We start from the raw sequence: 25,068 nt of genomic DNA, 5'->3' as shown, positions 1-25,068 counted from the left end.
CGTGTCAGCTACCGAGATAGACTACTACGAACTGCTCGAAGTTTCGCGCGACGCCGATGACAAGACGATCAAGTCTGCCTACCGCAAGCTCGCCATGCGCTACCATCCGGACAAGAACCCCGGATGCGCCGATTCCGAAGCGCGCTTCAAGCAAATCAGCGAAGCCTACGATTGCCTCAAGGACCCGCAGAAGCGGGCTGCCTACGACCGCTATGGCCATGCTGCCTTCCAGCAGGGCATGGGCGGTGCCGGCGGTGGCGGGATGGGCGCCGAATTCGGCGACATCGGTGACATCTTCGAATCCATCTTCGGCAGCGCTTTCGGTGCCGGCGGCGCGCGTCAGCAGGCCCGCCGCGGCGCCGACCTGCGCTACGACATGGAAATCAGCCTGGACGATGCGTTCCACGGCAAACAGACCGAGATCACGATCGAGGTCTCGCAGACTTGCGACACATGCGAAGGTACCGGCGCCGAACCGGGCACCGGCAAGCACATGTGCGCCATGTGTTCGGGCCACGGCAAGGTTCGTGCACAGCAGGGCTTCTTCGTGGTCGAGCGTACCTGCCCGACCTGTCATGGCCGCGGCGAAGTCATCGAGAAGCATTGCCGGGCGTGCGGCGGCGAAGGCCGCGTGGACACCCCGCAGGACTTGCAGGTCGACATTCCGCCGGGCGTCGATTCCGGCACGCGCATCCGCCTTTCCGGGAAGGGTGAGGCGGGGCCTTTCGGGTCGCCCCCGGGCGACCTGTACATCTTCCTGCACGTGAAGCGCCACAAGGTGTTCGAGCGCGAAGGGACGACCTTGCTCACGCGTGTGCCGATCACGTTCACGACCGCGGCACTGGGCGGGGCGATCGAGATTCCCGGCATGGACGGGGAGATGATCAGCCTCGACATTCCCGCCGGCATCCAGTCCGGCAAGCAGCTTCGCAAGCGCGGGGCGGGCATGCCGGTCTTGCAGGGCCGGGGACGCGGAGATCTCGTTATCGAGATTACGGTGGAAACGCCGACCAAACTCTCGGCGCGCCAGAAGGAACTGTTGCGCGAGTTGCAGGAAACCGAGACCGGCGAGGAATGTCCGCAATCGAAGGGCTTCTTCGATCGCATCAAGGATGCCTGGAGCGATCTCACCGAATAGGGCGCACACCGGTTGGAGCCGGCGAATGCCGTGGCGCAACCGGACGCGTTTTACGTCACTTCTGCAAGAATACGATCGATCAGTCCGGGATCGGCTCCAAGCCGATCCCGTTCCTCTTCCAGGATGGCGAGGAACGCTTCCCGCCGGAACTGCCTGAGATCGCGCTCCGGCACCGAATGTTCGGGCCCTACGGCAGACGCGATCAGGTCGATCATCCGCTCGGCCCCGTGCAGGCGCCCCCAGAGATAGTCGTTTTCACGATAGGCCCGGCTGAAGAACGCCCCGAAATTGTAGAACTCCGTGCCGCGCAGCATTTCGCTGGCGCCGCCCGATCGGATCGCGTTGCAGTCCTCCGGTGAAATCCGGTCGACCAGTACGGGATCGAATTCGGTCAGCCCTTCACCGCGAAGCAGCGGTAATGTGACGGTGTCATAGAAGGGAAATCCAAGGTACGCGAGCAACATGCGGCGGCGCAGGGCCGTGGGCATGGCGGCCATGGCTTCGGCCAGTATCGAATCCACCTGGACGTCGATTTCCATCAGGCGATGCTCCTGCGCGATGGTATCGATGACCTTCTGGGGATCTTCAAAAAAGGCGCGGGCAAGGTCCGGGAACTGTTCGCCCAGAGCGCCGACGGGTTCCCGGTCCACGTAAAGCGACAGCGCCCCGTATATGGCCGTGCGTGCATCGTCGCGGTCCTGCTCGGTCACGCTTTCGTCGTTCTCCCATTCCTGTGTCACGCGCCGCGCCAGCAGACGCAGGCGGCGGATACGGAAGGCGAGATCGTGGGTTCGGAAGAAGGAAATCATGGCGGGCGACTTGGAATCGCGCAATCCTTCCATGCGGTCGATGCCGATCGATTCGAGGTGCGCGAACAGCCGCTCGCGGATCGGTGCGGCATTTGGCAGACCGAGCTCCGGTGCGGCCTCCATGACCATTCGGCCCATCATCGTGACGATGCTGCTGAACTTGACCTGGGCGTAGCCATGATAGGCAAATCCCGCCTGCTCGAGCGCGGCCTGCTGCGCCTTGGTCCGCCACGCCGCAAGCCGCTTGGGCGTGGGGCGGTCGAGGAAGAGGGTGTGTCCGAAGAGCTTTTCGACCGTCTCCTCGATTTCGGGACGCAAGGCGCGAACGATTGAACGCAGGGCGCCCTTCTCGCGCGAATCCCTTTCGAGCGCTTCCAGGTTATCGCGGATCGGCTGCTCGCGCGGGATAGAGGACAGCGAACCGAGGATGACCGAAAAGAAACCTGGGGCGCGCGTATCCTTGCGGGCCTTTGGACCGACCGGATCCGGCGTGGGATCGATGTAGACGAAACGCCGGTCGACTTCACGGGTCGCCGGACGGTCACGCAGGGCGGACATGGCATCCGAGAACGGCGCATTGACCAAGACCGAACCGTCGATGAGCGAAACCGAATCGATCTCTCCCCGGCGCAAATGTTCGGGCATGATGCGCTTGAGGAACGCGGCGCGTTCCGTCCAGTCGGCTTCCTTTTCGCTGACAAGACGGTCGATCTCGCTCACTTGGAGCGGCGGAAATGCGCCCGGAAAACTGGCGGTGGAGCGGGCGGCAAAGACCAGCTCCGGGATCGGCGCGAGCGAATTTCCGCCTTCGGCAGGTGCTGCGGCATGAAAGTCGACCGTCAGGCGATGCTCGCTTTCGAGCACCAGTTGCGGCGAGTGCAGGTGGAGGGCCTCGAGATGGCCCTTGAAATCGGTGGCCGTCACAAAAAGGTCGAGCCGGTGGCGTTCGGGCAGCAGAGGACGCTGCGCCTCGCTGTTTTCCATGGCCATGAATGCCCGGCACAAGAGGCGTGAGAACCCGATCCCGCTGAACGGCGGCTCGAACCACCGCGAACGGATCAGGCGAGAAAGCTTTTCGCGGACCTCCGCGCGCGTTTCCGGCGCGACGCTGGCGCTGACCACGTTGCCGGGCCGGTGCAACAGATACGTGACAAGCGGGGTGGCCCAGAACTTTGCAGCACGCGACCAGGGCCGCGCCTCGGGATCGAGCAGGATATCCACGTCGGCACATTCCAGCCACAACTCGGTCAGCGGCTCGAGCGAACGGCCCGAATGGATCGCCTGGGCAAGGAACACCGAATTGATGCCGCCCGCGCTTGCGCCGGCAACGATGTCGGTGAGCAGGCGAAGGCGCACATTGCTGCCGTATTCGAGCCGGCGCAGCAGCCGCAGGTAGACCCCGGCGCTTCCGGGCGGGTCGGGCTCGTCGGACCAATGGGCGCGACTGGCCTGCATGGCCTTCCAGATCTCTTTGGTCACGCCATGCATGTAGACGGCAAGGCTGATGCCGCCGTAGCAGACTAACGCGATCCGCAATTCCTTCTGCCGCATACCCCATGCTTGACAGAGTGAAGCCGCGAGCGCCACCGCAATCGCAAAGGCGATTAACACCACTGTGAAATCGCCCCGGCAATTCCACCCGCTCAGAGCCGTGCTTCGCGGCGCACGCTGCGGCATTCTCGCGCGCAGCATTCGGGAGAAGTGCCATGGCGAGAATCGAGACGGTAGAACGGCTGCGCGAGATCATTGTCGATTACGGACCGCGCGGGGCGGCAAAAATTCGCGACCACATCTGCGAGCAGGGCAGGGCATTCATCGAACGAAGCCCGTTCCTCGTGTTGGGAACGATCGGCGTGGACGGGATGGAACTTAGCTCGAAAGGCGATCAACCGGGTTTCGTCGAGCAGGTCGACAGCCGCACGCTGCTCATCCCGGAAAGGGCGGGCAACCACCTTTGCATCGGCTTGCAGAACATCCTGCGCGATCCAAGGGTCGGGCTGATGATCGTTCGTCCGGCGACCGACGAAGTGCTCCGAATATCTGGCCGCGCCACATTGGATGACGATGCCGACCTTTGCGAGAAGATGTCGGCCGGCGGCAAACCGGCCGTCCTGATAATCCGCGTCGCTGTAGAGCGGGCGGCATTTCACTGCGTCCGCTCAGCCCGGCGCGCACGCCTTTGGGAACCCGAGGCATGGGATGCGCCGACACGGATCTCTTTCGGCAAGATCTACGCGGACGCGCTCGCCCAACCGGGCCTGCGCGAGACCTTCGACCGGTTTACCGAAGAGAGCGACAGCAAACTCTATTGAGACCTTGCGTTCGCAATCTGTTCTCACTACTCCCGCGCCATGGCAAAGCCGAAACGTCGATATACCTGTCAGGCCTGCGGAAGCGTCGCTTCGCGCTGGCAGGGGCAATGCGCGGATTGCGGTGAATGGAACTCGCTGGTCGAAGACGCACCGCAGACCGTTTTTTCCGCCAAGCACGATCTCTCTTCCGGCGGGCGACCGATCCAGTTCACGCCGCTCGATCAACCCGGCGAAGTGCCCAAGCGCCGCGCCAGCGGACTTGCCGAATTCGACCGGGCGCTGGGCGGGGGCCTCGTGCCCGGTTCGGCCATCCTCATGGGCGGCGATCCGGGAATCGGCAAATCGACCCTGCTGCTGCAGGTGGCGGCGCACATTGCCCAGAGCGGCGGTCGCTCGGTCTATGTCAGCGGTGAGGAGGCGGCCGGACAAGTGCGTTTGCGCGCCGAACGGCTCGGCTTGTCCAAGGCCCCGATCCAGCTTGCCGCGGCCACTTCGGTGCGCGACATTCTCACCACGCTGGGAACGATGGAGCCGCCGTCGCTTCTGGTGATCGATTCGATCCAGACGATGCATTCCGACCAGATCGAAGGCGCGCCCGGAACGGTCAGCCAGGTGCGCGGCTGTGCCTTCGAACTGATCCGCTACGCCAAGGAGAACGGGGTGACGCTCGTGCTCGTCGGCCACGTGACCAAGGACGGTACGATTGCCGGGCCGCGCGTGCTGGAGCACATGGTCGACGTGGTGATGAGCTTCGAAGGCGAGCGCAGCCACCAGTATCGCATTCTCCGCTCCCTCAAGAACCGTTTCGGCCCGGTAGACGAAATCGGCGTCTTCGCGATGGAGGGCGATGGGTTGGCCGAAGTGGGCAATCCGTCGATGCTATTCCTGTCCGGCCGCGAAGATCCGATGGCCGGCAGTGCCGTGTTCCCGGCCATGGAGGGCACGAGGCCGGTGCTGGTCGAGATCCAGGCGTTGATCGTCCGGTTGCAGAGCGGGGCCACGCCGCGGCGTGCCGTGGTGGGCTGGGACAACGGCCGCATGGCCATGCTGCTTGCCGTGCTCGAGGCCCGCTGCGGGCTGAATTTCTCCAGCGCCGAAGTCTACCTCAACGTTGCGGGGGGATATCGTCTCTCCGACCCGGCGGCCGATCTTGCGGTAGCCGCAGCACTGATCTCCGCGCTGGGAGACAAACCGCTGCCGAACGATGCCGTCTGGTTCGGGGAGGTGTCGCTCGCAGGCGAGATCCGGCCCGTCGCCCATGCGTCGATCCGCCAGCGCGAATCGGCCAAGCTGGGCTTCGGCCGCGCCGTCGGACCGGCAGGAGGCCCCGGGGGCGACGGCAAGACAGACAAGGCCCTTCGCTTTACTGGACTGTCGATGCTTCCCAATCTCGTTGACCGCATCCTTTCGGACGCATAATTTCGCGCGCGTATGACTGGCTTCGACATCGCAGTGCTGCTCTTCGTCGGGCTGGGCGCCATTACCGGCTTCATTCGCGGGTTCGTGCAGGAAATTCTGGCCCTGGCCGCGTGGATTTTCGCGATTTTTGCCATTCGCATGTTGCACACGCCGGTAACGGCCTGGCTCGAAACGCATCTCGCGAACGAATCGGGCTCCGCGATCCTCGCCTTCGCGCTGCTGCTGCTCGTCCCCTATGCTGCCGTGAAGGTCATAGCCGGTTGGGCCGGCAAGAAAAGCCGGGCATCGGTGCTGGGTCCGATCGACCGCGTGCTGGGTTTAGGCTTCGGTGCCGTGAAGGGCGTGGTCATCGTGGTCATGGCCTTTTCGATTCTGGTCCTCGGCTACGACACCGTGTGGGGTATCGGCGGACGGCCCGACTGGATTACCCAGTCACGGACCTACCCGTTCGTCAACGCCAGCAGCGAAGCCATGGTGAAGTTGATCGCGGAGCGCCGGCGCGAGGCCATGGCGGCCGAGAACGAAGGCCTCTGAATCATGTCCGCCACCGTTCTCTACACGCCCGAAGTGCTGGGGCTTGCCATCGATCTGGCACGCTATCCGCTAACTGATACGCTGCCCCTGCGATCTGAGGCGCGATCCAAAAGCTGTGGCAGCACCATCGCTCTGGGGCTCTCGCTGGCTGCGGACGGTAGGATCGGCAAGATCGGCGTGCGCAGCCAGGCCTGCGCGATCGGCCAGGCCTCTGCCGCCGTCTTCGCAAATGCCGCCGTCGGGATGCAGTCTGCCGAAATTCACGCCGCGGGCAGGGCCATTGCAGCCTGGCTGGCAGGTGAGGGAGACATCCCGGATTGGCCCGGCCTGACGGTGATAGCCGCGGCCCGCGACTATCCCGCCCGCCACGGCGCCGTGATGCTGCCGTGGAATGCGGCAATGCAGGTGCTTCCCAGCGCTTGAAGCGCCGTCTAAGGACGAATTCGAACGGGGAGCACGCGAGAGGGGAAATCATGGCAGACCTGCACCAGCATCCGCATGGACCGGAGCCCAGCGCATCCGATATCAAGCTGGTCATCGCAGCCTCTTCCGCCGGTACCATCTTCGAATGGTACGACTTCTTCATCTACGGAACTTTGGCCAGCTTCATCGGCAAGGCTTTCTTTCCGTCCGTCGGACCGACCTTGCAGATCCTTCTCGTCTGGGCAGGCTTCGCGGTCGGTTTCGGCTTTCGCCCGCTTGGCGCGATCCTGTTCGGTTATTGGGGCGACCGGCTCGGACGCAAGTACACTTTCCTCGTCACCGTTACGTTGATGGGTGTTTCGACCGCTGGCGTGGGCCTGACCCCGCCGGCCGAATCGATAGGGCTGTGGGCGCCGTTGATCGTGATCGGCCTGCGCATCCTGCAGGGTCTGGCATTGGGCGGTGAATATGGCGGCGCCGCGATCTACGTGTCCGAGCATTCGCCGCCGCGCCGTCGCGGTTACTTCACCGGCTTCATCCAGAGCAGCGTGGTCGGGGGCTTCGTCCTGTCGATCATCGTCGTGCTGCTCAACCAGGCGTTTTTTTCCGAAGCGACGCTGGCGGCATGGGCCTGGCGCGTGCCGTTCCTGCTGTCGCTGGCGTTGCTGGCGATATCGCTGTGGATGCGCCTCAAGCTCTCCGAAAGCCCCGTGTTTCTGGCGATGCAGCAAGAAGGCGAGGTTTCCGGCAATCCCTTCGTCGAAAGCTTCACCTATCCCGGCAACAAGAGGCGTATCTTCGTGGCCCTGTTCGGCGTGACCGGGATCCTGACGACGATCTGGTACACCGCGTTCTTCTCCTCGCTTTCGTTCCTCAAGGGGCCGATGCGGGTCGACGCCACGGTGGTCGAAGTGGTCATCGGCCTGACGGCCCTGATCTCGATGAGTTTCTACGTCATCGTCGGTGCCTGGTCGGACAAGGTGGGACGCAAGCGCCCTCTGGTGATCGGAGCGGCCGCCACTCTGGTGCTGCTCTTCCCGCTGTTCTGGGGCATGGGATCGCTTGCCAACCCGGGGCTGCAGGCCAGCGCCAGGGCCGCGCCGGTCGTGGTATCGGGGCCGGCCTGCCACACCGATCCCTTTGCCGATCTCTCCGGCAACAAGCTGAGCGATTGCGGCAAGTTGCTGGAAACGCTGACCGCCAGCGGCGTGCCCTATACGGTGCGGGATGCTTCGCAGGTCTCGCTGACCGTGGGTGGTGATCCGATCGCGATTTCCCCGGCCTGGATGGCCGACGATGCTGCGCACAAGAAGGAAGCCGACAAGGCCCGCAAGGCAGGAATCGAAAGCGCACTGGCCGCCCGTGGCTTCGATTTCAGCGTGCAGTATCCGCCCTTGATTGCGCTCATGGGCATCGCCGCGATTCTGCTTGTGCTGGGCGCGCTTTCGGCATTGACCTACGGGGGCGTTGCAGCGCAACTCACAGAGATGTTCCCGGCCCCCATCCGCTACAGTTCGATGTCGATCCCCTACCACATCGGGGCAGGTTATCTGGGCGGTTTCCTTCCGCTGATTGCCAGCTACATCAATGCCCGGACCGGCGATGCCTACGCCGGGCTGTGGTATACCTGGGCCGTTGTCGCCTTCGGGCTGGTGGTGGCGATCTGGGGCCTGCGCGGCGGTCCTCCACGCGATTATGGTGAAGATGCGTCCTGAAGTTCCTGCGCCGGCCTTGAGGCTCGGCTTCGATTCCGATGCCCTGAAATCCAACTGGCAGGCGCTGGATCGCCTTTCCGGCACGGCGCGCGCCGGAGCTGCGGTCAAGGCTGATGGCTATGGCCTCGGGGCTCGCTTGGTGGTGCCGGTGCTGCATGCGGCCGGTTGCCACGATTTCTTCGTGGCGCATTGGTCTGAAGTGCCCGACCTGCTCGATCTGGCTGCCCCGGGTTCGATTTCGGTTCTTCATGGGCCGACCACCGACGCGGAGGCTGCATTCGCGATGGCCTGCGGTGTGAAGCCGGTCATCAATTCGCTGGACCAGGTCCGTCGCTGGCTGAATGTCGGGGGCGGACGCTGCGACCTGATGGTCGATACCGGGATGAACCGCCTCGGCCTGCCGATGTCGCAGATCGGCGATGAAACCTTGGCGGCGCTCGATATCGACGTTCTCATGTCGCACCTCGTCTCTGCGGAAGAGGAAAGCGATTTCAACGCCGTCCAGTGCGAGCGGTGGCGCCGGGCCTGCACGGCGATACCCCATCTGCGTTCCAGCTTGTGCAACAGCGCCGGGATCGCACTGGGCAGCGATTACCACGGTGACCTCACGCGTCCCGGCATTGCGCTCTACGGAGGTGTCCCGCGGGCCGACATGGCCAGCCTGATCCGGCAGGTGGTGATCCCCCAGGCCGTCATCATGCAGGTCCGCGAAGTCGCGCAGGGGGAGACGATCGGTTACAACGCCACGTTCACCGCCACGCGGCCGATGCGCACGGGCACAATCGCCCTCGGCTATGCGGATGGATACCTGCGGTGCTGGTCCAACACGGGACGTTTCCATGCCGCCGGACGGACGTTGCCAGTGCTTGGCCGTGTCAGCATGGACATGACCGTGATCGATCTCAGCGAAGCCTCAGAGTTGAAGGAAGGCGACTGGGTGAGCGCGGACTACGCCCTCCCGGACGCATCTGCCGCGACCGGGTTGTCCCAATATGAACTGCTCACGGTGCTGGGGCGCAGATTCGGGCGGTAAACCGTGGATTGTCGACTCTTTTGCTGCGCAGCAATTTTTGTTGCGTCGCGATATCCCTGAATGGTAACGTGTCTCCAGTTGGAACGGGGATGAACAGGGATAGGCAATGGCTGAAAAGGCTAAGGGCGACGACGACACCGTAATTATCAAGAAGTACGCCAATCGTCGGCTCTACAACACGCGGTCTTCGAGCTACATCACGCTCGACCATCTGGCGAAAATGACCCGCGAGGGCGTGGACTACAAGGTGCTCGACGCCAAGTCGGGTGCCGATATCACACACACCATCCTGACCCAGATCATCATGGAAGAAGAATCGAACGGCGAGCAGATGCTCCCCGTAAACTTCCTGCGCGAACTCATCAGCATGTACGGCAATTCCATGCAGTCGCTGGTCCCGCACTACCTGGAGGCCTCGATGGAGAACTTCCGCGCCAATCAGGCCAAGCTGGCCAAGGCGTTCGAGGACAGCCTGGGCAACAATCCGCTGGCCAAGCTGGCCGAGCAGAACATGGCAATGTTCAGGGCAGCTTCCGCCGCGTTCATGCCCGGAGCCGAGAAATCGGAGGCCAAGCCCAATGCCCCGGAAGAGACCGGAGACCTCACTGCGCTCAAGGAGCAGATGGCGGAGATGCAGAAGAGGCTTGACGCGCTAGGCAAATAAAGGCCAGCGGGTGCGCTCCGGAGGACGGTCCTCCGCATGCACAACACATTCACAGGAAGAGCACCCGTGTCCGCCATCCGTCACGCCCTCTCGACCAAGCGCGAGGACGATTTCGCCCAGTGGTATCAGGAAGTCATCGCCGAGGCCGAAATGGCCGAGGAATCGGGCGTGCGCGGCTGCATGGTCATCAAGCCGTGGGGCTACGGCATCTGGGAGCGCATGCAGCGCCGGATGGATGACCGCATAAAGGCCGCCGGCGTCGAGAACTGCTATTTCCCGCTCTTCATTCCGCTCTCGTACTTCGCCAAGGAAGCCGAGCATGTGGAGGGCTTTGCCAAGGAAATGGCGGTCGTCACCCACCACCGGTTGATCGGAGATGGCGAGGGCCGTCTCGTGCCCGATCCCGAAGCGAAGCTGGAAGAACCGCTGATCGTGCGCCCGACCTCGGAAACGGTGATCGGTGCGGCCATGTCGCGCTGGATCCAGTCCTGGCGCGACCTCCCGCTGCTCACCAACCAGTGGGCCAACGTCGTTCGCTGGGAAATGCGCACACGCATGTTCCTGCGCACCAGCGAGTTTCTCTGGCAGGAAGGGCATACGGCCCATGCCGACCGCGAAGGGGCGATGGAAGAAACCCTGCGTGCACTCGAAATGTACCGCGATTTCGCGGAAACCGAACTGGCCATGCCGGTGATCGCCGGCGAAAAGCCCGAAAACGAGCGCTTCCCGGGCGCGGTCGCGACCTATTCGATCGAAGCCATGATGCAGGACGGCAAGGCGTTGCAGGCGGGCACCTCGCACTATCTCGGCACCGGTTTCGCGCATGCCGCCGGGATCCAGTATCAGGACAGCGAAGGGGCTCAGCAATACTGCCACACGACGTCCTGGGGCACGTCGACGCGCATGATCGGCGGTCTGATCATGACCCATGGCGACGACGACGGGCTGCGCGTGCCGCCGATGGTGGCGCCGCACCAGGTCGTCATTCTGCCGATGCTCCGCGACAAGCCGGAGGACGCCGAGCTGCTGGCCTACTGCGAAGACCTGCGCAAGGCGCTCGTCGCGCAGAGCGCATTCGGTGAGCCCGTTCGCGTCCTGCTCGACAAGCGTCCGGCCAAGGCCACGCAAAAGCGCTGGGGCTGGGTGAAGAAGGGCGTGCCCCTGATCCTCGAGATCGGCGGGCGCGATGCCGCCGGCGGGCAGGTGTCGATGCTACGCCGCGACAGGCTCTGGAACGACGCTGCCAAGGCCAACTTCGTGGGGCTGCCGAAAGCGGAGTTCGTCTCGCGCGCCGCGGCCGAGCTGGAGGAGATCCAGTCTGCGCTCTATGCCGAGGCACGAGAAAGGCGCGATGCGAACATCACCCGCGTGTCCACGTTCGAGGAAGTCGAAGCCTTCTTCGCGCAGGACAAGCGCTATCCCGGATGGGTCGAGGCCGAGTGGTCGCGTCCCACCGGCGAAGACCTGGAAGCTGTCGTCCAGAAGCTGAAGGCGCTCAAGCTCACGATGCGCAATACGCCGCTCGATGCCGATCCGGTGGCCGGTGACTGCATTTTCACGCGACGGCCTGCCGTTGAAAGGATATACATCGCAAGGGCTTACTGACCAGTCAGAGGGGGGCGCGATGCTCGAGGCGATCCGGTACAATCTCACCAACCTGGCGAATATTTCCGGGCGCGATTCGCGCTCCACTTTCTGGTTCTACGTCCTCTTCCTCATGATCGTTTATGCGGTCATTTCTTTCGGACTGTCATTCGTGGCCGGCGGAGCGCTGGTGATGGATGCGGTTCACTCGGCGCGCGGCGGCGCGGATGACGCCGCGATCCAGCAGCACGTGATCTCCCGAATGGGCAACATGATCCGCATCTCGATGTGGGGATCGGCCATCATGTATTTCCTGATGACCATGCTGCTGGCGGCATCGTTCACGCGCAGGCTGCACGATTCGAACAGGCCCGGTTGGATCGCCGGAGCCGCTGTCGCGCTGCAATTGCTCTCGATCGCGCTCACCATCGGAATGATCGGTGAAATGGCCTCGTTCGTCGAAACCCTGAAGCCGGGAGATGCCGCTGCGATGCAAGCGGCCATCCAGGCGCACCGCACGAAGTATGCGCTCAGCGGCTTGCTGAGTTGGCTTCCGCTTCTGCTGGTGGTCGTGTTCGGCATCTGGCCTTCGAGCGATGGTGACAACCTTTACGGGCAGGAGCCCGAACACCTCTGAAGCGGTAACCCCGGCGTCGGGCACCGTGCCCTTGCAAAGGCCTTCGCTTGCGGCAAAAGTCCGCGGCCATGAACAGGTTCCTTCCCCCCCTCATGTTCGGTCTCTGCACCGTACCCCTCTTCGGTACGGCCGCGCTTGCCGAATCCGCCGAACCCGCCAGTGCCGTATCGCAGGCCCGGCTCCGTTCCGATGTCCAGGCGCTTGTCGACTTCGGCACGCGTCACACGCTTTCGTCCCAGACCGATTCCCGTCGCGGGATCGGGGCGGCGCGACGCTGGGCCGAGAGACATTTCCGTGCCTCGTCAAAGGCCTGCGGAAATTGCCTCGAAATCGTGACGCCCGAAACCATGGTCAGCGGTTCACGCATTCCCGAGCCGGTGCGGCTCGTCGATGTCGTGGCCATACAGCGCGGTACCGAGCGGCCGAACGAAGTCGTGATCGTCCAGGGCCATATCGACAGCCGCGCAACCGACGTCATGGACGCGAAGAGCGACGCCCCCGGCGCCAACGATGACGGCTCCGGCACGGCGCTGGTTCTGGAAGCGGCCCGGGTGCTCTCCCGGCACAAGTATCCCGCGACGATCGTCTACGCGGTGTTGTCCGGTGAAGAGCAGGGGCTGTTCGGCGGCAAGCTGCTGGCCGACTACGCCCGTCAGCAGGGCTGGACCGTGAAGGCGGTGCTCAACAACGATATCGTCGGCGGTTCGTGCGGGTCCGATGGCTATTGCGACGACACCCACGTGCGCGTGTTCTCGGAAGGCCCGCGCGCCGATGCCACCGACGACACGCGGGCCGCTGCGCGCCGTTTCGGTGGTGAGAACGACAGTCCGAGCAGGAACGTTTCCCGTTTTGTCGCCGGCCTGGCCGGCGCCGTGCAGGACGATCTGGCCGTGCGGCAGATCTGGCGCGCGGACCGCATGGGGCGTGGCGGCGATCAGTTGCCGTTCCTCGAACAGGGTTATCCCGCGGTCCGTTTCACGGTTGCCGTCGAGGACTATGAGCATCAGCACCAGGATCTACGGACCGAGGACGGCGTGACCTACGGCGACACCATCGAGGAGATGGATTTCCCCTATCTCGCCAAAGTCACGCGGCTCAACGTCGCGACGCTGGCGGCCCTGGCCAGCGCGCCCATGCCGCCGGCGCCCGTCGCCGATGCCGCCGTGAAGACATGGACCGACGTGACGTGGAAGCCGGTGAACGGTGCTGCCGCGTACAATGTCTGGCGCCGCCGCAGCAACGCGCCGGACTGGGAAATCGAACCGGTCGTGAGCCATACGCAAGACACAAGCGTCAAGCTGGAAGGGTTGCGCGGCGACGACTGGATACTCGGCGTGAGCTCGATTGCCGCAGACGGTAGCGAAAGCCCGGTGGCGGCAGCCGTGCCCGGTGGCGAATTCACGCCGCTAGGGCAGGACGACTGACCACTGGCTCTTGCCCAGGCGCCATTGCAATCGGACGTCCAAGTCCCCATTGCAGCGCCATGGCACCCAAGAAACGGCCCGCACCCGGCCTGCCGACGCGCAAGCAGATCCTCGACTTCATCCAGAACTCGCCGGTTCCCGCCGGCAAGCGCGAGATCGCGCGTGAGTTCGGGCTGAAAGGGCAGGAGAAGATCCAGCTGAAGGCGCTGCTGAAGGACATGGCCGAAGAGGGGCTGATCGACGGCAAGCGCACCGCCTTCCACAAGATGGGTGGCTTACCGAAAGTGACCGTCCTGCGCATCGTCGATATCGACGAAGGCGAGGCCATCGCCGTGCCCGATACCTGGCAGCCCGACGATGCCACACCGCCGCCGCGCATCCGTCTGGTCGAGAAGGGGCGGGGTAGCGCGCTCAAGAAGGGCGATCGGGTTCTTGCCCGGACCGAGGAGACCAACACGGGCTGGCGCGCCTATCCGATGAAGAAGCTTGCGCTGCGCTCGGAGCAGGTGCTCGGCGTGATCGAGATCGACAAGGCGGGCAAGGCCTGGCTTGCGCCGGTCGACAAACGCATCCGGCATTCCTCGGCAGTGTCCGACCTGGGCGGAGCCGAGGCCGGCGAACTGGTTCTCGCCGAACCGGTCGGGCGGTCGGCCCGCGCAGCGGTCAAGGTCACCCAGGTCCTGGGCGAGCCTCTGGCACCCAAGGCATTCAGCCTGATTGCGATTCACAAACACGGCATTCCCAACGTCTTCTCCGAAGAGACCCTCGCCGAGGCGGAGCGTGCGGCGAAGATGCCGCTCAGCGTGGAGCAGCGCGAAGACCTGCGGCACTTGCCGATCGTCGCCATCGATCCCAGCGACGCGCGCGACCATGACGATGCGATCTGGTCGGAGCCCGACGGGGAAGGGGGCTTCGATGCCCTCATCGCCATTGCCGACGTCTCGTTCTACGTGCGCCCTGGCGGCGAAATCGACCGCGAGGCCCGGCGCCGCGGCAACTCGGTCTACTTCCCCGACCGCGTCGTGCCGATGCTGCCCGAAGTGCTTTCCGCCGATGTCTGCTCGCTGCGCGCCGGTGATGACCGCGCGGCAATGGCCTGTCATCTCAAGATCGATGCCGAGGGCAAGGTCAAGGACTGGCGCTTTACCCGCGCCATCGTGCGCATTCACGAGGTCATTGCCTACGAGGATGCGCAGGCGCGGATCGATGAGGAGAAGGCGGAGCCCCATCTTCAAAACCTCTGGGCCTGCTGGAAGGCTCTCGCCCATGCCCGCAAGAAGCGGGATCCGCTGGAACTCGAACTGCCCGAACGCAGGGTAAAGCTCGACGAGCAGGGACGCATCAGCGAGATCGCCATCCGCGAACGCCTCGACGCGCATCGTGTGGTCGAGGATTTCATGATTGCCGCCAATGTTGCCGCCGCCAAGGCGTTGGAGGCCAAGGTCGCGCCGGTGGTCTACCGGGTGCATGAGACACCGAGCCGCGAGAAGCTGGTCGCGCTCAAGGATTATCTCGCCACCTTCGACAAGAATCTGGCCCTGGGTCAGGTCATCACGCCTGGCCTGTTCAATCGCATGCTCAAGGACATCGCCGACGAGGGCGAGAAGGCCCTGATCATGGAAGCGGTGCTGCGAAGCCAGACGCAGGCCTATTACGGTCCGCGCAACGAGGGCCACTTCGGGCTAGCTCTCGGATCCTACGCGCACTTCACGTCACCGATCCGTCGTTATGCGGACCTGCTGGTCCACCGCGCGCTCGTCGATGCCTACCATCTCGAACAGCCCAAGCCGAAAGGGGACATTCCCGCGACCTCGGGCCTGTCCGAGCGCGACCGCGACGATTTGGGCAAGGTCAGCGATGCGATCAGCCAGGCCGAGCGCCGGGCGATGGAAGCCGAGCGGGAGACCATCGACCGCTATGTCGCGGCCTGGCTGTCAGCCCGTGTCGGCGAGGTCTTCGAAACCCGCATTACCGGCGTCCAGAAATTCGGCTTTTTCGCGACCATTGTCGGCTTGGGCGGCGATGGACTGGTTCCGGTCTCGACGCTCGGGGACGAGCGCTTCTTCTATGACGAAAAGGCGCAGGTCCTAACGGGCGACGAGACCGGCACGACATATTCGATCGGGCAGTTCCTGCGCCTGCGCCTTGCCGAAGCGAACCCACTGACAGGTGCGCTCAAGTTCGAACTGGAACAGGGTGGTGGCCGGATCGAGCCGCGCGGCAGGCCGGTCCCGCTCAAGGAACGGGGCAATCACCTTGTCGGCAAGCGCGGGCGGCCGAGCAATATCCGGCACCAGGGGCGCCGGAAGCGGTAGGTTCGGTCCTGCGCAAGGGGCCGGGCGCGCTATTCGCTCAAGCGCTCGATGGCTGTCGGATCCAGGTCTCCTGGAACGACGAACACAGGGCACGTCATGTGTGCCATGCCGGCCCCGGTGAAGTGCGCGACCATCGGACCGGGACCACCTTCCTTCGCCGCGCCGAGCACCAGCGCGGACACTTCCGGGTGTTCCTTCAGGTATTGGCGAACAACCTTGATATCTTCCCCGACGCGCACGGCGATGACGGGCATTTTCGCGCCTTGCGACAGCAGATTGCCGGCCGCCGCCGTCACCAGCGTTTCGGCGCGGGCGCGGGCCTCTTCCTCGATCGTGGCCTGGACGCCGGCAAAGGCATTGAACTCCTGCGGCGGAACCAGTGCCAGCAGGTGCAACACGCCATTGGTCTTCGCGGCTCGGCGCGCGGCGAACTGCAGCGCCACGAGCGCTTCGTCGCTTTCATCGACAATGACCAGATAGACGCGCATCGGTGTTCCTCTCCGGCACGGCTTATCGAGCCATTCCCTTCGCGGTGCAAGCCATCGTGATTACGAATTCCCGCCGTTAGGCGCTTGTGTGCGGGCTACAACTTGTCCAAGGAGAGCACGAGCCCCATACCTCCCCAAGGAACAGAAGGGACGACAACGCTTCCATGGCTATCGAGATCAAGATGCCTGCCCTTTCTCCCACGATGGAAGAGGGGAAACTGGCGAAATGGCTAGTGAAGGAAGGCGATAGCGTCAGCTCCGGCGACATCATGGCCGAGATCGAGACCGACAAGGCGACGATGGAGTTCGAAGCCGTCGACGAAGGCACGATCGGCAAGATCACGGTTCCCGAAGGAACCGAGGGCGTGAAGGTCGGCACGGTCATCGCATTGCTCGCCGAAGAGGACGAAGACGTTTCGGACGTTGCGGCAATGTCGGCTCCCGCAGCCGAGCCCGAAAAGGCGAAGCCCGAGCCGAAACCCGAAACCGAAAATTCCGAATCCAAACCTGCAGAACCCGCGCCGGCGCCTGCCACACCGGCTGCTTCGAAACCCGCAATTTCAAAGGATGGCCGCGTGATTGCATCTCCGCTCGCCAAGCGCCTCGCCGCCGAAAAGGGCGTCGATCTCGATAGTCTGACCGGTTCGGGCCCCAATGGCCGCATCATCAAGGCGGACGTCGAGGCCGCACAGCCCGGCACCGCCAAGCCGAAGGCCGCCGCGCCTGCCCCCGCCAACGATGCCGCGCCGGTGGCCAAGCCGGCTTCGGTTGAGATGGCCGCGGAAACCCGTGCCTTGCTCGACGAGCGCATCCCGCACAGCGTCGAGAAGCTGTCGGGCATGCGCAAGACCATCGCTCGCCGCCTCACGCAGTCGATGCAGGAAGCGCCGCACATCTACCTCACGGTGGATATCCGCCTCGACAAGCTGATGGCGATGCGTGCCGAGCTCAACGCTGCGCTCGAAAAGCAGGGCGTGAAGATCTCGGTCAACGACATGCTGGTGAAGGCGCTGGGCAAGGCGCTGATCGACGTGCCCGAGTGCAACGTCAGCTTCGCCGGTGCCGAACTGATCAAGTACGAGCGCGCCGACGTGTCGGTGGCCGTCTCGATCCCGAACGGGCTCATCACCCCGATCGTGCAGGACGCCAACGGCAAGACCTTCTCGCAGATCGCCGCGGCGACCAAGGACCTCGGCAAGCGGGCCAAGGAAGGCAAGCTCAAGCCCGAAGAATACCAGGGCGGCACCGCCTCGATCTCGAACATGGGCATGATGGGCATCAAGCACTTCACCGCCGTCATCAACCCGCCGCAGGCAACCATCCTCGCCATAGGGGCAGGTGAAAAGCGCCCCTGGGTTATGCCAGACGGGTCGCTGGGAGTAGCCACAGTGATGACAGCAACCGGCAGTTTCGATCACCGCGCCGTCGACGGCGCCGATGGTGCGCGCCTGATGGCCGCGTTCAAGGAATACGTCGAAAGTCCGCTGGGCATGGTTGCCTGAGATGGAGGACGAGGGCGGCGATCTTGTCATTCGCGTCACCGCGATGCCGACCGACCTCAATCCCTATGGCGGGGTGTTCGGGGGCTGGCTGATGTGTCAGCTCGCACTCGGCGCCAGTTCGCTCGTCACCCGGCGCACCGGCCTCAAGGCCGTGGTCGTCGGGGCGACGGACTTTGCCTTTCCCGGTGTGATGGTCGTGGGCGATGAACTCAATGTCTATGCCCGCATCGAGCGGACCGGGCGAACGTCGATCACGGTTTCCACGCGCGGGATCGGCCGGTCGCGGGCAAGCGAAGCCAGGACGGAAGTCGCCAGCGGGGAGTTTACGTTCGTCGTTCTCGACCAGAACGACAGGCCCAAGGCAATCGCCGAAGCGCTGAACGAGACCATTGTATGAGCGAAGCTTATCGCGAGCCGGTCATCCGCATCACGGCCATGCCCGCCGATGCCAACGCCTATGGCGACATCTTTGGCGGGTGGCTGGTCAGCCTGATGGACATGGGCGCGGGCCTGATCGCGGCCCGCCGTGCGCATGGACGGGCGGTGACCATCGCGATGGACGGCATGCAGTTTCACAAGCCGGTGAAGGTCGGGGACGAAGTCACCGTCTACGGCGATTTGCGAAAGGTGGGACGCACCTCGATGACCATCGGCATCGAGGCCTGGCGCCGCCACCGCCATGAAGAAGAACGGGTGAAGGTTACCGAAGCGGTCTTCACCTTTGTCGCCATCGATGAGGCGGGCCTGCCCCGTCCGATCGATCCGGGCGCTATCGAACAGGAGAATTAAGCAAGTGGCAGATACCTACGACGTCATCATTCTCGGTTCCGGGCCCGGCGGATACGTTTCGGCGATCCGCTGCGCGCAGCTTGGCCTCAAGACCGCGATCGTCGAGCGCGAACGGCTCGGTGGCATCTGCCTCAACTGGGGCTGCATTCCCACGAAGGCACTGCTGCGCTCGGGCGAAGTGATGCACCAGATGAAGCATGCCAAGGACTATGGCCTTGCGGCCGAGAACATCACCGCCGACCTCGACGCGGTCGTAAAGCGGTCGCGCGGCGTGGCCGACCAACTCAACCGCGGCGTCACCGGGCTGATGAAGAAGAACAAGATCACGGTCCACATGGGTACCGGCAAGCTCACCGCGCCGGGGAAGCTCGAAGTGACCGGAGAGAAGGGCACCGAGACGCTCGAGGCCAAGCACATCATCATCGCCACCGGCGCCCGTGCGCGCGATCTGCCCAAGGCGAAGGCCGACGGCGAGCGCATCTGGACCTATCGCCACGCGATGACGCCCAAGGAAATGCCCAGCAAGTTGCTGGTCATCGGATCGGGCGCGATCGGCATCGAGTTCGCCAGCTTCTACAACGACATGGGCGCGGACGTGACCGTGGTCGAAATGATGGACCGCATCGTTCCCGTGGAAGATGCCGACGTCTCCGCGTTCCTTGAGAAGCAGCTCAAGAAGCAGGGCATGACGATCAAGACCAAGGCCAACGTCGGCGCAATCGAGAAGAGCGACAAGGCGGTCAAGGTCACGATCAAGGACAAGGACGGCAAGGAAGAGACCGCCGAGTTCAGCCACGTCATCGTTGCCATCGGCATCGTCCCGAACGTGGAAAACATCGGCCTCGAAGATCTCAACATCGAGCCCGACAAGCGTTTTCACATCAAGGTCGATGGTTATGGCCGCACCAACGTGCCGGGCGTCTGGGCCATCGGCGACTGTGTCGAAGGCCCCTGGCTGGCGCACAAGGCGAGCCACGAAGGCGTCACCGCGGCCGAGGCTATCGCGCAGGAGCTGGGCAACAAGGACGTCCATCCGCACCCGCTCGACCGCAACAACATCCCGGGCTGCACCTACTGCCACCCGCAGATCGCGTCGGTCGGCATGACCGAGGCCAAGGCCAAGGAAGCCGGCTACGAGCTCAAGGTCGGCACCTTCCCGTTCATCGGCAACGGCAAGGCGATTGCGCTGGGCGAGCCGGAAGGCTTTGTGAAGACCGTGTTCGACGCCAAGACCGGCGAATTGCTGGGTGCTCACATGGTCGGCGCGGAAGTGACCGAGATGATCCAGGGTTATGTCGTGGGCAAGACGCTCGAGACGACCGAGGCGGAGTTGATGAATACGGTGTTCCCGCATCCTACCATCTCGGAATCGATGCACGAATCGGTGCTCGCCGCTTACGGGCGCGCGATCCACATCTGACGTTCGGTGCCGGACTGTTTCCGGAAAGGGCGTGCCCGATGGCGCGCCCTTTCTCGTGGGCGGTTAGTCGGTGCCGGCGGCAGCGACGATGTGTTCGAACACAGCCTGGTGGAGCGGGACGGCAAACTCGCAGCCGACGGCATTATCCCGCATCCAGCGGATATGCGCGGTCAGCAATTGCATGCGGGGAATGCGGATGCGCAGCGGGAGTTCGGGCCGCGCATCGGGAAGCCACGCAATCCGGAAACCGCCCGGCGACATGTCTTCCAGCCGTGCCATTTTCCAGGGACGCGTGCCCTGGCGAACTTCGCACAGCAGAACCACGCCGACCCGTTCCGTTCGCTGGGGTCGGTTGCCCGCAGGTGGGGTGATCCGTTGGTGGTACAAGCCAGTCTCCGTCTTCCTCGAAGACGCATTTGCCTTCGGGCCGTTACCATCCCGTTAGCGACAACCGGTTTTACACCGGGAATCGGTGGATAACTCAATTCATATCAACGCGGTAACGCCGGCCCGCCGCCTTGCCCGAAGCTAGCGGAACCTTGCCGGGACGGCCTGCAATTCTGCCCAGATCACCGAAAGGATTTGGAAAGCACGACGAGGGTCGGATCACCTTCGAACGGCTCGGGCGTGAAGCCCTTTTCGCGTTCGAGGTCGATCGCTGCATGATTGTCGCGGCTCTCGATGGAAATGACTCGCCTGCAGCCACGGGATTCGGCCTGCCTGGCCAGGAAGTCCAGCATGGCCCATCCGATCCCCTTGCCGCGGTGATCGCGGCGCACGGAAATCGCAACTTCGCAGGTATCGAGGGGCCCATCGCAGGCGAGCAATCCCGAGGCCACCAACTGGCCGCTGGCGGTATTGAAGCCGAGCCATGATTCCGTGCGGAAATGATCGGTATGGACCAGCGGCTGCAACTGTTCGTGAGACACATGATCGGCCGCCGCCAAAAACCGGAAGCGGCGGTCGTCGTCCGAGACCCGGTCGAAGAATGCGGCGAGTGCCGGTTCGTCGGCTTCGGTGGCGGGACGCACGTCGATATCGATGCCGGACCGCGTGGCAAGCGTCAGGGTGTCAACAGACATGGGAAGAGAACTCCGGTGAGAGGAATGGTCGGTCCCTAATACCGGATCCGGCAGGACACCTTGATCGAGATCAGGCCTCGTCAATTTCGGTGCCGGTTGCGCCTGTCTGCCTCTCAGTAGCCCGCCTCGATGGCGATCCGGATGGCCTCTGCCAGCGTGCGCACGTCGAGGGCCCGCAAGAGGGCCGCCTTGTGCATCTTGATGGTGCGTTCGGTGAGCCCGAGGTCGTAGGCTATCTGCTTGTTGAGATGACCTTTGGCGAGACCTTCGAGAATCTGGCGCTGGCGCCTGCTCAAGGCGTTCACCTGCTCGCGAGCCACTTCATGCCTGCTGGTCCCGTCATCCTCGATGGCCATCTGGGACCCGAGAAAATAGCGAAGCTCGCCATCATCGTCGAACAACGGCGCAATCATCACGGCATTGCGGAAAGGCGTGCCGTCCTTCCGGTAGTTGATGAGCTCGACCATCGTCGGTCTCGTTTCCGCGATGGCTTGGCGCAGCATGAGCGTCTGTTCCGGCTCGGTGCGCTCACCGCGCAGGAAGCGGCAATTGCGGCCCAGTATCTCCTCGCGCGCATACCCCGTTAGCCGGACGAAAGCCTCATTGCAGGCCACGATCGGGTTATCGGCCCGGCGCGGATCACTGATTACTGCGGCAACATTGCTGCTCGCGATCAAGTCTTCCGGGGTCATCTCCACAAGCAATTGGCCTCTCGAACCTTCCCGTTTGGCCATATCGCAAAGCCAACGGTCGAAGGCTAGCTAGTGTCTTGTCGATCGCTGGTCCACTGAAACCTCCCTTCCTCACTCCCCGGCGATCGACACTACAGCCAGCCAGGCCAGGGGATACATATGAACGTCATGCACGGTCACGTCGTGGCTTGCCGCGAAACCGACGAGGCGCCTGTTCCAGCGGAGGTGCAGGAAGCGGTTCGCACGCTTCTGCGCTGGGCGGGCGATGATCCCGGGCGCGAGGGTCTGCTGGACACGCCTTCACGGGTGGGGCGCGCGTGGCGCGAATATTGTGCCGGGTATGAAGAGGATCCGGCCGTTCACCTCAAGCGAACTTTCGAGGAGGTTTCGGGCTATGACGAAGTGGTCCTGCTACGCGACATTCCCTTCCATTCGCATTGCGAACATCATCTGGCGCCGATCGTCGGCACCGCCTCGATTGCCTATCTGCCGACCGATCGCGTAGTCGGGATATCGAAGCTCGCCCGGGTCCTGCACGGTTATGCCCGGCGCCTTCAGATACAGGAACGACTCACCGCCGAGATTGCCCAGTGCATCTGGGACAACCTCGATCCGCTCGGTGTGGCCGTGGTTGTGAAAGCCACGCATGGCTGCATGACCGGTCGCGGCGTGCGGACGCATGGTGTCGACATGGTCACCAGCAAGCTTCTCGGCTGCTTCCGTGAGGATCCCAGCAGCCGCAAGGAAGTCCTGTCGCTGATGAACGCCAACTGACAGAGGTTCGCGCAACGATGCGGGCAGCAATTGTTGGGGCAGGAGTGTCGGGGCTCGCCTGCGCCGAACGCTTGGAAGCCCTGGGGATCAAAACGACACTTTTCGACAAGGGGAGGCGCCCTGGCGGACGTCTGTCGAGCCTTAGTCTGGGCGATCAGGCGTGGGATATCGGAGCACCATACTTGATTGCGCGCGATCCGGTCTTCTGCGCCCGCGTTGCCCGCTGGAAACGCGACGGTCTCCTCGCCCGCTGGTGGTCCGGTCCTACCGGTGCCCTTGTCGGCACACCGGCCATGTCTTCGCTTGTCGAGGCTTCCAGTCTTCGCCTTGACGTTCGCTTTGCTTCGCAAGTCCAGCGTCTCTATGCCGACGCGAAGGGTTGGCGCGTTGCGGGCGACGGATTCGATGAAGGATCCTTCGATGCAGCCCTCGTAGCTGCGCCGGCCGAGCAGGCCGCGGCGCTCCTGTCCTTGCATGATCTCGCGCTCGCCCGGGAAGCGGCGGCCGTGCGCTCGATTGCTTGCTGGAGCGTGATGGTGGCTTTCGCGGAGCCCGTGGAATGGGAGCCGGCTTTCCTGCGTGACTGCCCGCCCATTGCCTGGGCGGCGCGGAACAACACAAAGCCCGGTCGTCCCGACGGCGAATGCTGGGTGATTCAGGCCAATCCGCATTGGTCGCGTACCAATATCGAACGCGAGGCGACCGACGTCTCCGGGCAATTGCTGGCCGCATTCGGCCACGTGACCGGAGCGTCCTTGCCTGCCACGACCTTTCTCAAGGCACACCGCTGGCGTTATGCCCATCCGCGCAGTGAGCAAGAGATCCTGCCGTGGAACGCCTCATTGAGGCTCGGCGCTTGCGGAGACTGGTGCCACGCTCCCACCATCGAGGGCGCCTGGCTATCGGGTAATGCTCTCGCCGAGACAGTCGCCGGAACGTTGTTGGGCATCGAGAGAGAAGATCCTCTCGAATCGATCAGCTGAGTCCGAGCGCCAGAGTAAGGGCACCAAGGCCCATCGCCATGCGCCAGCGCAGCGCGAGCCAGGCCGGAGAGGCGGCGAAACGACGCGCAAGCGTTCGGTCGACGAGAGGGCTGGCAGCCAGCAGCAGCGCAAGAACGAAAAGGGAGGGCGCCGGCCAGATCCATCCCAGACACCACGGCAGCAAGGCGGCCCAACCGGCAAGGCTGGGGATCACGGCGAGGATATAGGGGCCCCAGTCCAATGCACTCCGTTCGAGCGCCTGCATCCACCACATGCCCCCCAGGAAGGACAATATAAGGGCAGCGTAGAAACAGCCGGCGGCCAGCGCTATCCAATGCCAGTCCGACGAGATCAATGCCCCGCCGAGGCAAAGCGCTTGCGGCACGATGCCCGAAAGTCCGAGGACGATCACCGGTCGGGGAAGGGCGTCAGTCGTCATGATGCGAAGATACCGAACAGACGCTGGCCCACGCAACGTGGCCCTTGGGCCATGGGAGGGCCGCCCCATCCGGGAAAAAGAGATCCTCTAAAACCCGTTCGACAGCGCAAAGATGAGCCCTGCGCGGATCCAGGATGGCCAAAGGAGGGGGAATGGTGCCGGGGCGGAGCCCAACTCAATCCAAATTATAACAACAAAACAAATAAATATATCGATCAGGACGGTACAAATGTACCGTACAATATACCGTCAAATTGAAATGGTAGATATTGGATTCCGGGGCTTGCGCGGTTTCTGTGCCTCGCCATCGTGACAAGGTAGAGGAGTGGCCGCAACTGGCTGTGACGAGACTGGCAGGTTCAGGGTAACACTCGGGATAGTCACCAATCCCCACCGCAGGACGGCGGTGTCGACTTATTAGGGCGCCTCTTCTTTGCCGTTGAGCCGCTGATTCTGGCGCCTAACTGCGGAAGGTCAGGTTTCCGTCTCAACCTCCTATGCCTGTCGATTTCCGAGCTAAGAAGATCGGGGCCGCAGCACTCAGGATCGCAAGATTGCGTTGCTTATCGATGCAGACAATGTGCCGCATAGCAAGATCGCGGAGATACTTGCAGAACTATCCAAGTACGGGACGGCCAACATTCGACGGGCCTATGGAGATTGGGCAAGCGAGGGCTTGAAGAATTGGAAGGACAAGCTGCACGATTTCGCGATCCGACCAGCGCAGCAGTTCAGCTATTCCACAGGCAAGAATGCCACCGACATAGCGCTCGTGATCGACACCATGGAACATCTCTACACGCAGAAACTCGAAGCCTTCTGTATAGCCTCTAGCGATGCTGACTTCACGCCGCTGGTGATGCAGCTCCGTGCGAACGGGCATGAGGTCTAG

At 63.5% G+C, this 25,068-nt stretch carries 25 protein-coding genes and 1 pseudogene; 20 read left to right on the top strand and 6 right to left on the bottom strand.

Translation table 11 applies throughout. The annotated features are described in order from the left end of the window. Window position 1 precedes the first annotated feature (1 nt). Complete coding sequence (gene dnaJ, locus LK12_RS11750; protein WP_039283747.1) at window positions 2-1,138, top strand: molecular chaperone DnaJ; 1,137 nt, start codon at window positions 2-4, stop codon at window positions 1,136-1,138. A 50-nt stretch (window positions 1,139-1,188) separates the two neighbouring features. Here the strand turns inward: dnaJ and LK12_RS11745 are convergent, their stop codons facing one another. Beyond that, window positions 1,189-3,498, bottom strand: a complete 2,310-nt coding sequence (locus LK12_RS11745; protein WP_039283740.1) for a patatin-like protein — start codon at window positions 3,496-3,498, stop codon at window positions 1,189-1,191. Window positions 3,499-3,653: 155 nt separating this feature from the next. On the opposite strand from LK12_RS11745, the gene LK12_RS11740 reads away from it, so the two are divergent. The 11 genes from LK12_RS11740 (at window position 3,654) to rnr (ending at window position 16,007) form a co-directional block, all read left to right on the top strand. Further along, window positions 3,654-4,259: a pyridoxamine 5'-phosphate oxidase family protein gene (locus tag LK12_RS11740; protein WP_052223347.1), complete on the top strand. Its 606-nt coding sequence runs from the start codon at window positions 3,654-3,656 to the stop codon at window positions 4,257-4,259. 39 nt (window positions 4,260-4,298) lie between these two features. Beyond that, window positions 4,299-5,678, top strand: a complete 1,380-nt coding sequence (radA, locus tag LK12_RS11735; protein ID WP_039283737.1) for a DNA repair protein RadA — start codon at window positions 4,299-4,301, stop codon at window positions 5,676-5,678. Window positions 5,679-5,690: 12 nt separating this feature from the next. Then, window positions 5,691-6,212 carry a CvpA family protein gene (locus tag LK12_RS11730; RefSeq protein ID WP_039283732.1) on the top strand — a complete coding sequence of 174 codons (522 nt, stop codon included), beginning with the start codon at window positions 5,691-5,693 and terminating at the stop codon, window positions 6,210-6,212. Window positions 6,213-6,215: 3 nt separating this feature from the next. Continuing rightward, window positions 6,216-6,635: an iron-sulfur cluster assembly scaffold protein gene (locus LK12_RS11725; protein WP_039283730.1), complete on the top strand. Its 420-nt coding sequence runs from the start codon at window positions 6,216-6,218 to the stop codon at window positions 6,633-6,635. A 50-nt stretch (window positions 6,636-6,685) separates the two neighbouring features. Further along, window positions 6,686-8,350: an MFS transporter gene (locus LK12_RS11720; protein ID WP_039283726.1), complete on the top strand. Its 1,665-nt coding sequence runs from the start codon at window positions 6,686-6,688 to the stop codon at window positions 8,348-8,350. Further along, complete coding sequence (alr, locus tag LK12_RS11715; protein ID WP_039285227.1) at window positions 8,340-9,383, top strand: alanine racemase; 1,044 nt, start codon at window positions 8,340-8,342, stop codon at window positions 9,381-9,383. Before LK12_RS11720 ends, alr begins: the two co-directional genes overlap by 11 nt. A 106-nt stretch (window positions 9,384-9,489) precedes the next feature. Next, the gene (phaR, locus tag LK12_RS11710) at window positions 9,490-10,047 is read left to right on the top strand and encodes a polyhydroxyalkanoate synthesis repressor PhaR (protein WP_039283723.1); all 558 of its coding nucleotides are present in this window, start codon (window positions 9,490-9,492) and stop codon (window positions 10,045-10,047) included. Window positions 10,048-10,083: 36 nt separating this feature from the next. Continuing rightward, a complete protein-coding gene (gene proS, locus LK12_RS11705) occupies window positions 10,084-11,652 on the top strand; it encodes a proline--tRNA ligase (RefSeq protein ID WP_039283718.1) in 1,569 nt (522 codons plus the stop codon). Window positions 11,653-11,671: 19 nt separating this feature from the next. Continuing rightward, a complete protein-coding gene (locus LK12_RS11700; RefSeq protein ID WP_039283714.1) occupies window positions 11,672-12,268 on the top strand; it encodes a DUF805 domain-containing protein in 597 nt (198 codons plus the stop codon). Window positions 12,269-12,336: 68 nt separating this feature from the next. Then, window positions 12,337-13,692 (top strand): M20/M25/M40 family metallo-hydrolase, encoded by a 1,356-nt coding sequence (locus LK12_RS11695; RefSeq protein ID WP_082010468.1) that lies wholly within the window; start codon window positions 12,337-12,339, stop codon window positions 13,690-13,692. Window positions 13,693-13,751: 59 nt separating this feature from the next. Further along, on the top strand, window positions 13,752-16,007 hold the full coding sequence (gene rnr, locus LK12_RS11690; protein ID WP_082010467.1) for a ribonuclease R: 2,256 nt from the start codon (window positions 13,752-13,754) through the stop codon (window positions 16,005-16,007). A gap of 29 nt (window positions 16,008-16,036) precedes the next feature. Here the strand turns inward: rnr and LK12_RS11685 are convergent, their stop codons facing one another. Continuing rightward, window positions 16,037-16,495, bottom strand: coding sequence for a universal stress protein (locus tag LK12_RS11685; RefSeq protein ID WP_039283707.1), 459 nt, complete (start codon window positions 16,493-16,495; stop codon window positions 16,037-16,039). Window positions 16,496-16,659: 164 nt separating this feature from the next. Here LK12_RS11685 and LK12_RS11680 point away from each other — a divergent pair, with 164 nt between their 5' ends. Genes LK12_RS11680 through lpdA form a run of 4 tightly spaced genes read left to right on the top strand, consistent with a single transcriptional unit; the run spans window position 16,660 to window position 20,206 of the window. Next, window positions 16,660-17,997 carry a pyruvate dehydrogenase complex dihydrolipoamide acetyltransferase gene (locus LK12_RS11680; RefSeq protein ID WP_039283703.1) on the top strand — a complete coding sequence of 446 codons (1,338 nt, stop codon included), beginning with the start codon at window positions 16,660-16,662 and terminating at the stop codon, window positions 17,995-17,997. Between the two features lies 1 nt (window position 17,998). Continuing rightward, window positions 17,999-18,394, top strand: a complete 396-nt coding sequence (locus tag LK12_RS11675; protein WP_039283700.1) for an acyl-CoA thioesterase — start codon at window positions 17,999-18,001, stop codon at window positions 18,392-18,394. Beyond that, window positions 18,391-18,786 carry an acyl-CoA thioesterase gene (locus tag LK12_RS11670; RefSeq protein WP_039283698.1) on the top strand — a complete coding sequence of 132 codons (396 nt, stop codon included), beginning with the start codon at window positions 18,391-18,393 and terminating at the stop codon, window positions 18,784-18,786. The genes LK12_RS11675 and LK12_RS11670 overlap by 4 nt, the downstream gene beginning before the upstream one ends. A 4-nt stretch (window positions 18,787-18,790) precedes the next feature. Beyond that, window positions 18,791-20,206 (top strand): dihydrolipoyl dehydrogenase, encoded by a 1,416-nt coding sequence (gene lpdA / locus LK12_RS11665; RefSeq protein ID WP_039283696.1) that lies wholly within the window; start codon window positions 18,791-18,793, stop codon window positions 20,204-20,206. 63 nt (window positions 20,207-20,269) lie between these two features. Here lpdA and LK12_RS11660 read toward each other — a convergent pair whose 3' ends face one another. The 3 genes from LK12_RS11660 to LK12_RS11650 all read right to left on the bottom strand — a co-directional run bounded on the left by LK12_RS11660 (window position 20,270) and on the right by LK12_RS11650 (window position 21,980). Then, window positions 20,270-20,593 (bottom strand): PilZ domain-containing protein, encoded by a 324-nt coding sequence (locus LK12_RS11660; RefSeq protein ID WP_269430663.1) that lies wholly within the window; start codon window positions 20,591-20,593, stop codon window positions 20,270-20,272. Window positions 20,594-20,775: 182 nt separating this feature from the next. Beyond that, window positions 20,776-21,288: a GNAT family N-acetyltransferase gene (locus LK12_RS11655; RefSeq protein WP_039283694.1), complete on the bottom strand. Its 513-nt coding sequence runs from the start codon at window positions 21,286-21,288 to the stop codon at window positions 20,776-20,778. A 113-nt stretch (window positions 21,289-21,401) separates the two neighbouring features. Beyond that, on the bottom strand, window positions 21,402-21,980 hold the full coding sequence (locus tag LK12_RS11650) for a PAS domain-containing protein (protein WP_039283692.1): 579 nt from the start codon (window positions 21,978-21,980) through the stop codon (window positions 21,402-21,404). 159 nt (window positions 21,981-22,139) lie between these two features. Between LK12_RS11650 and folE the strand changes: the two genes are divergently transcribed. From folE to LK12_RS11640, 3 genes and pseudogenes are all read left to right on the top strand, one after another. Then, window positions 22,140-22,754 (top strand): GTP cyclohydrolase I FolE, encoded by a 615-nt coding sequence (gene folE / locus LK12_RS11645; protein ID WP_039283689.1) that lies wholly within the window; start codon window positions 22,140-22,142, stop codon window positions 22,752-22,754. 17 nt (window positions 22,755-22,771) lie between these two features. Beyond that, window positions 22,772-22,933, top strand: a pseudogene (locus LK12_RS25365) (FAD-dependent oxidoreductase); the annotation flags it as partial. Between the two features lie 3 nt (window positions 22,934-22,936). Further along, entirely contained in the window at window positions 22,937-23,737 is an 801-nt protein-coding gene (locus LK12_RS11640) for an NAD(P)/FAD-dependent oxidoreductase (RefSeq protein WP_052223346.1), read from the top strand. Here the strand turns inward: LK12_RS11640 and LK12_RS11635 are convergent. Then, entirely contained in the window at window positions 23,730-24,176 is a 447-nt protein-coding gene (locus LK12_RS11635) for a DUF3429 domain-containing protein (protein WP_039283683.1), read from the bottom strand. The two genes, LK12_RS11640 and LK12_RS11635, sit on opposite strands and share 8 nt — an antisense overlap. Before the next feature lie 580 nt (window positions 24,177-24,756). Between LK12_RS11635 and LK12_RS25170 the strand changes: the two genes are divergently transcribed. Next, window positions 24,757-25,068, top strand: coding sequence for an NYN domain-containing protein (locus LK12_RS25170; protein ID WP_231568357.1), 312 nt, complete (start codon window positions 24,757-24,759; stop codon window positions 25,066-25,068).

Source organism: Novosphingobium malaysiense, assembly GCF_000802225.1.
Lineage (GTDB): Bacteria > Pseudomonadota > Alphaproteobacteria > Sphingomonadales > Sphingomonadaceae > Novosphingobium > Novosphingobium malaysiense.
Note: the sequence above shows the minus strand (reverse complement) of the source record. Positions and strands in the feature narration are given on the sequence as shown.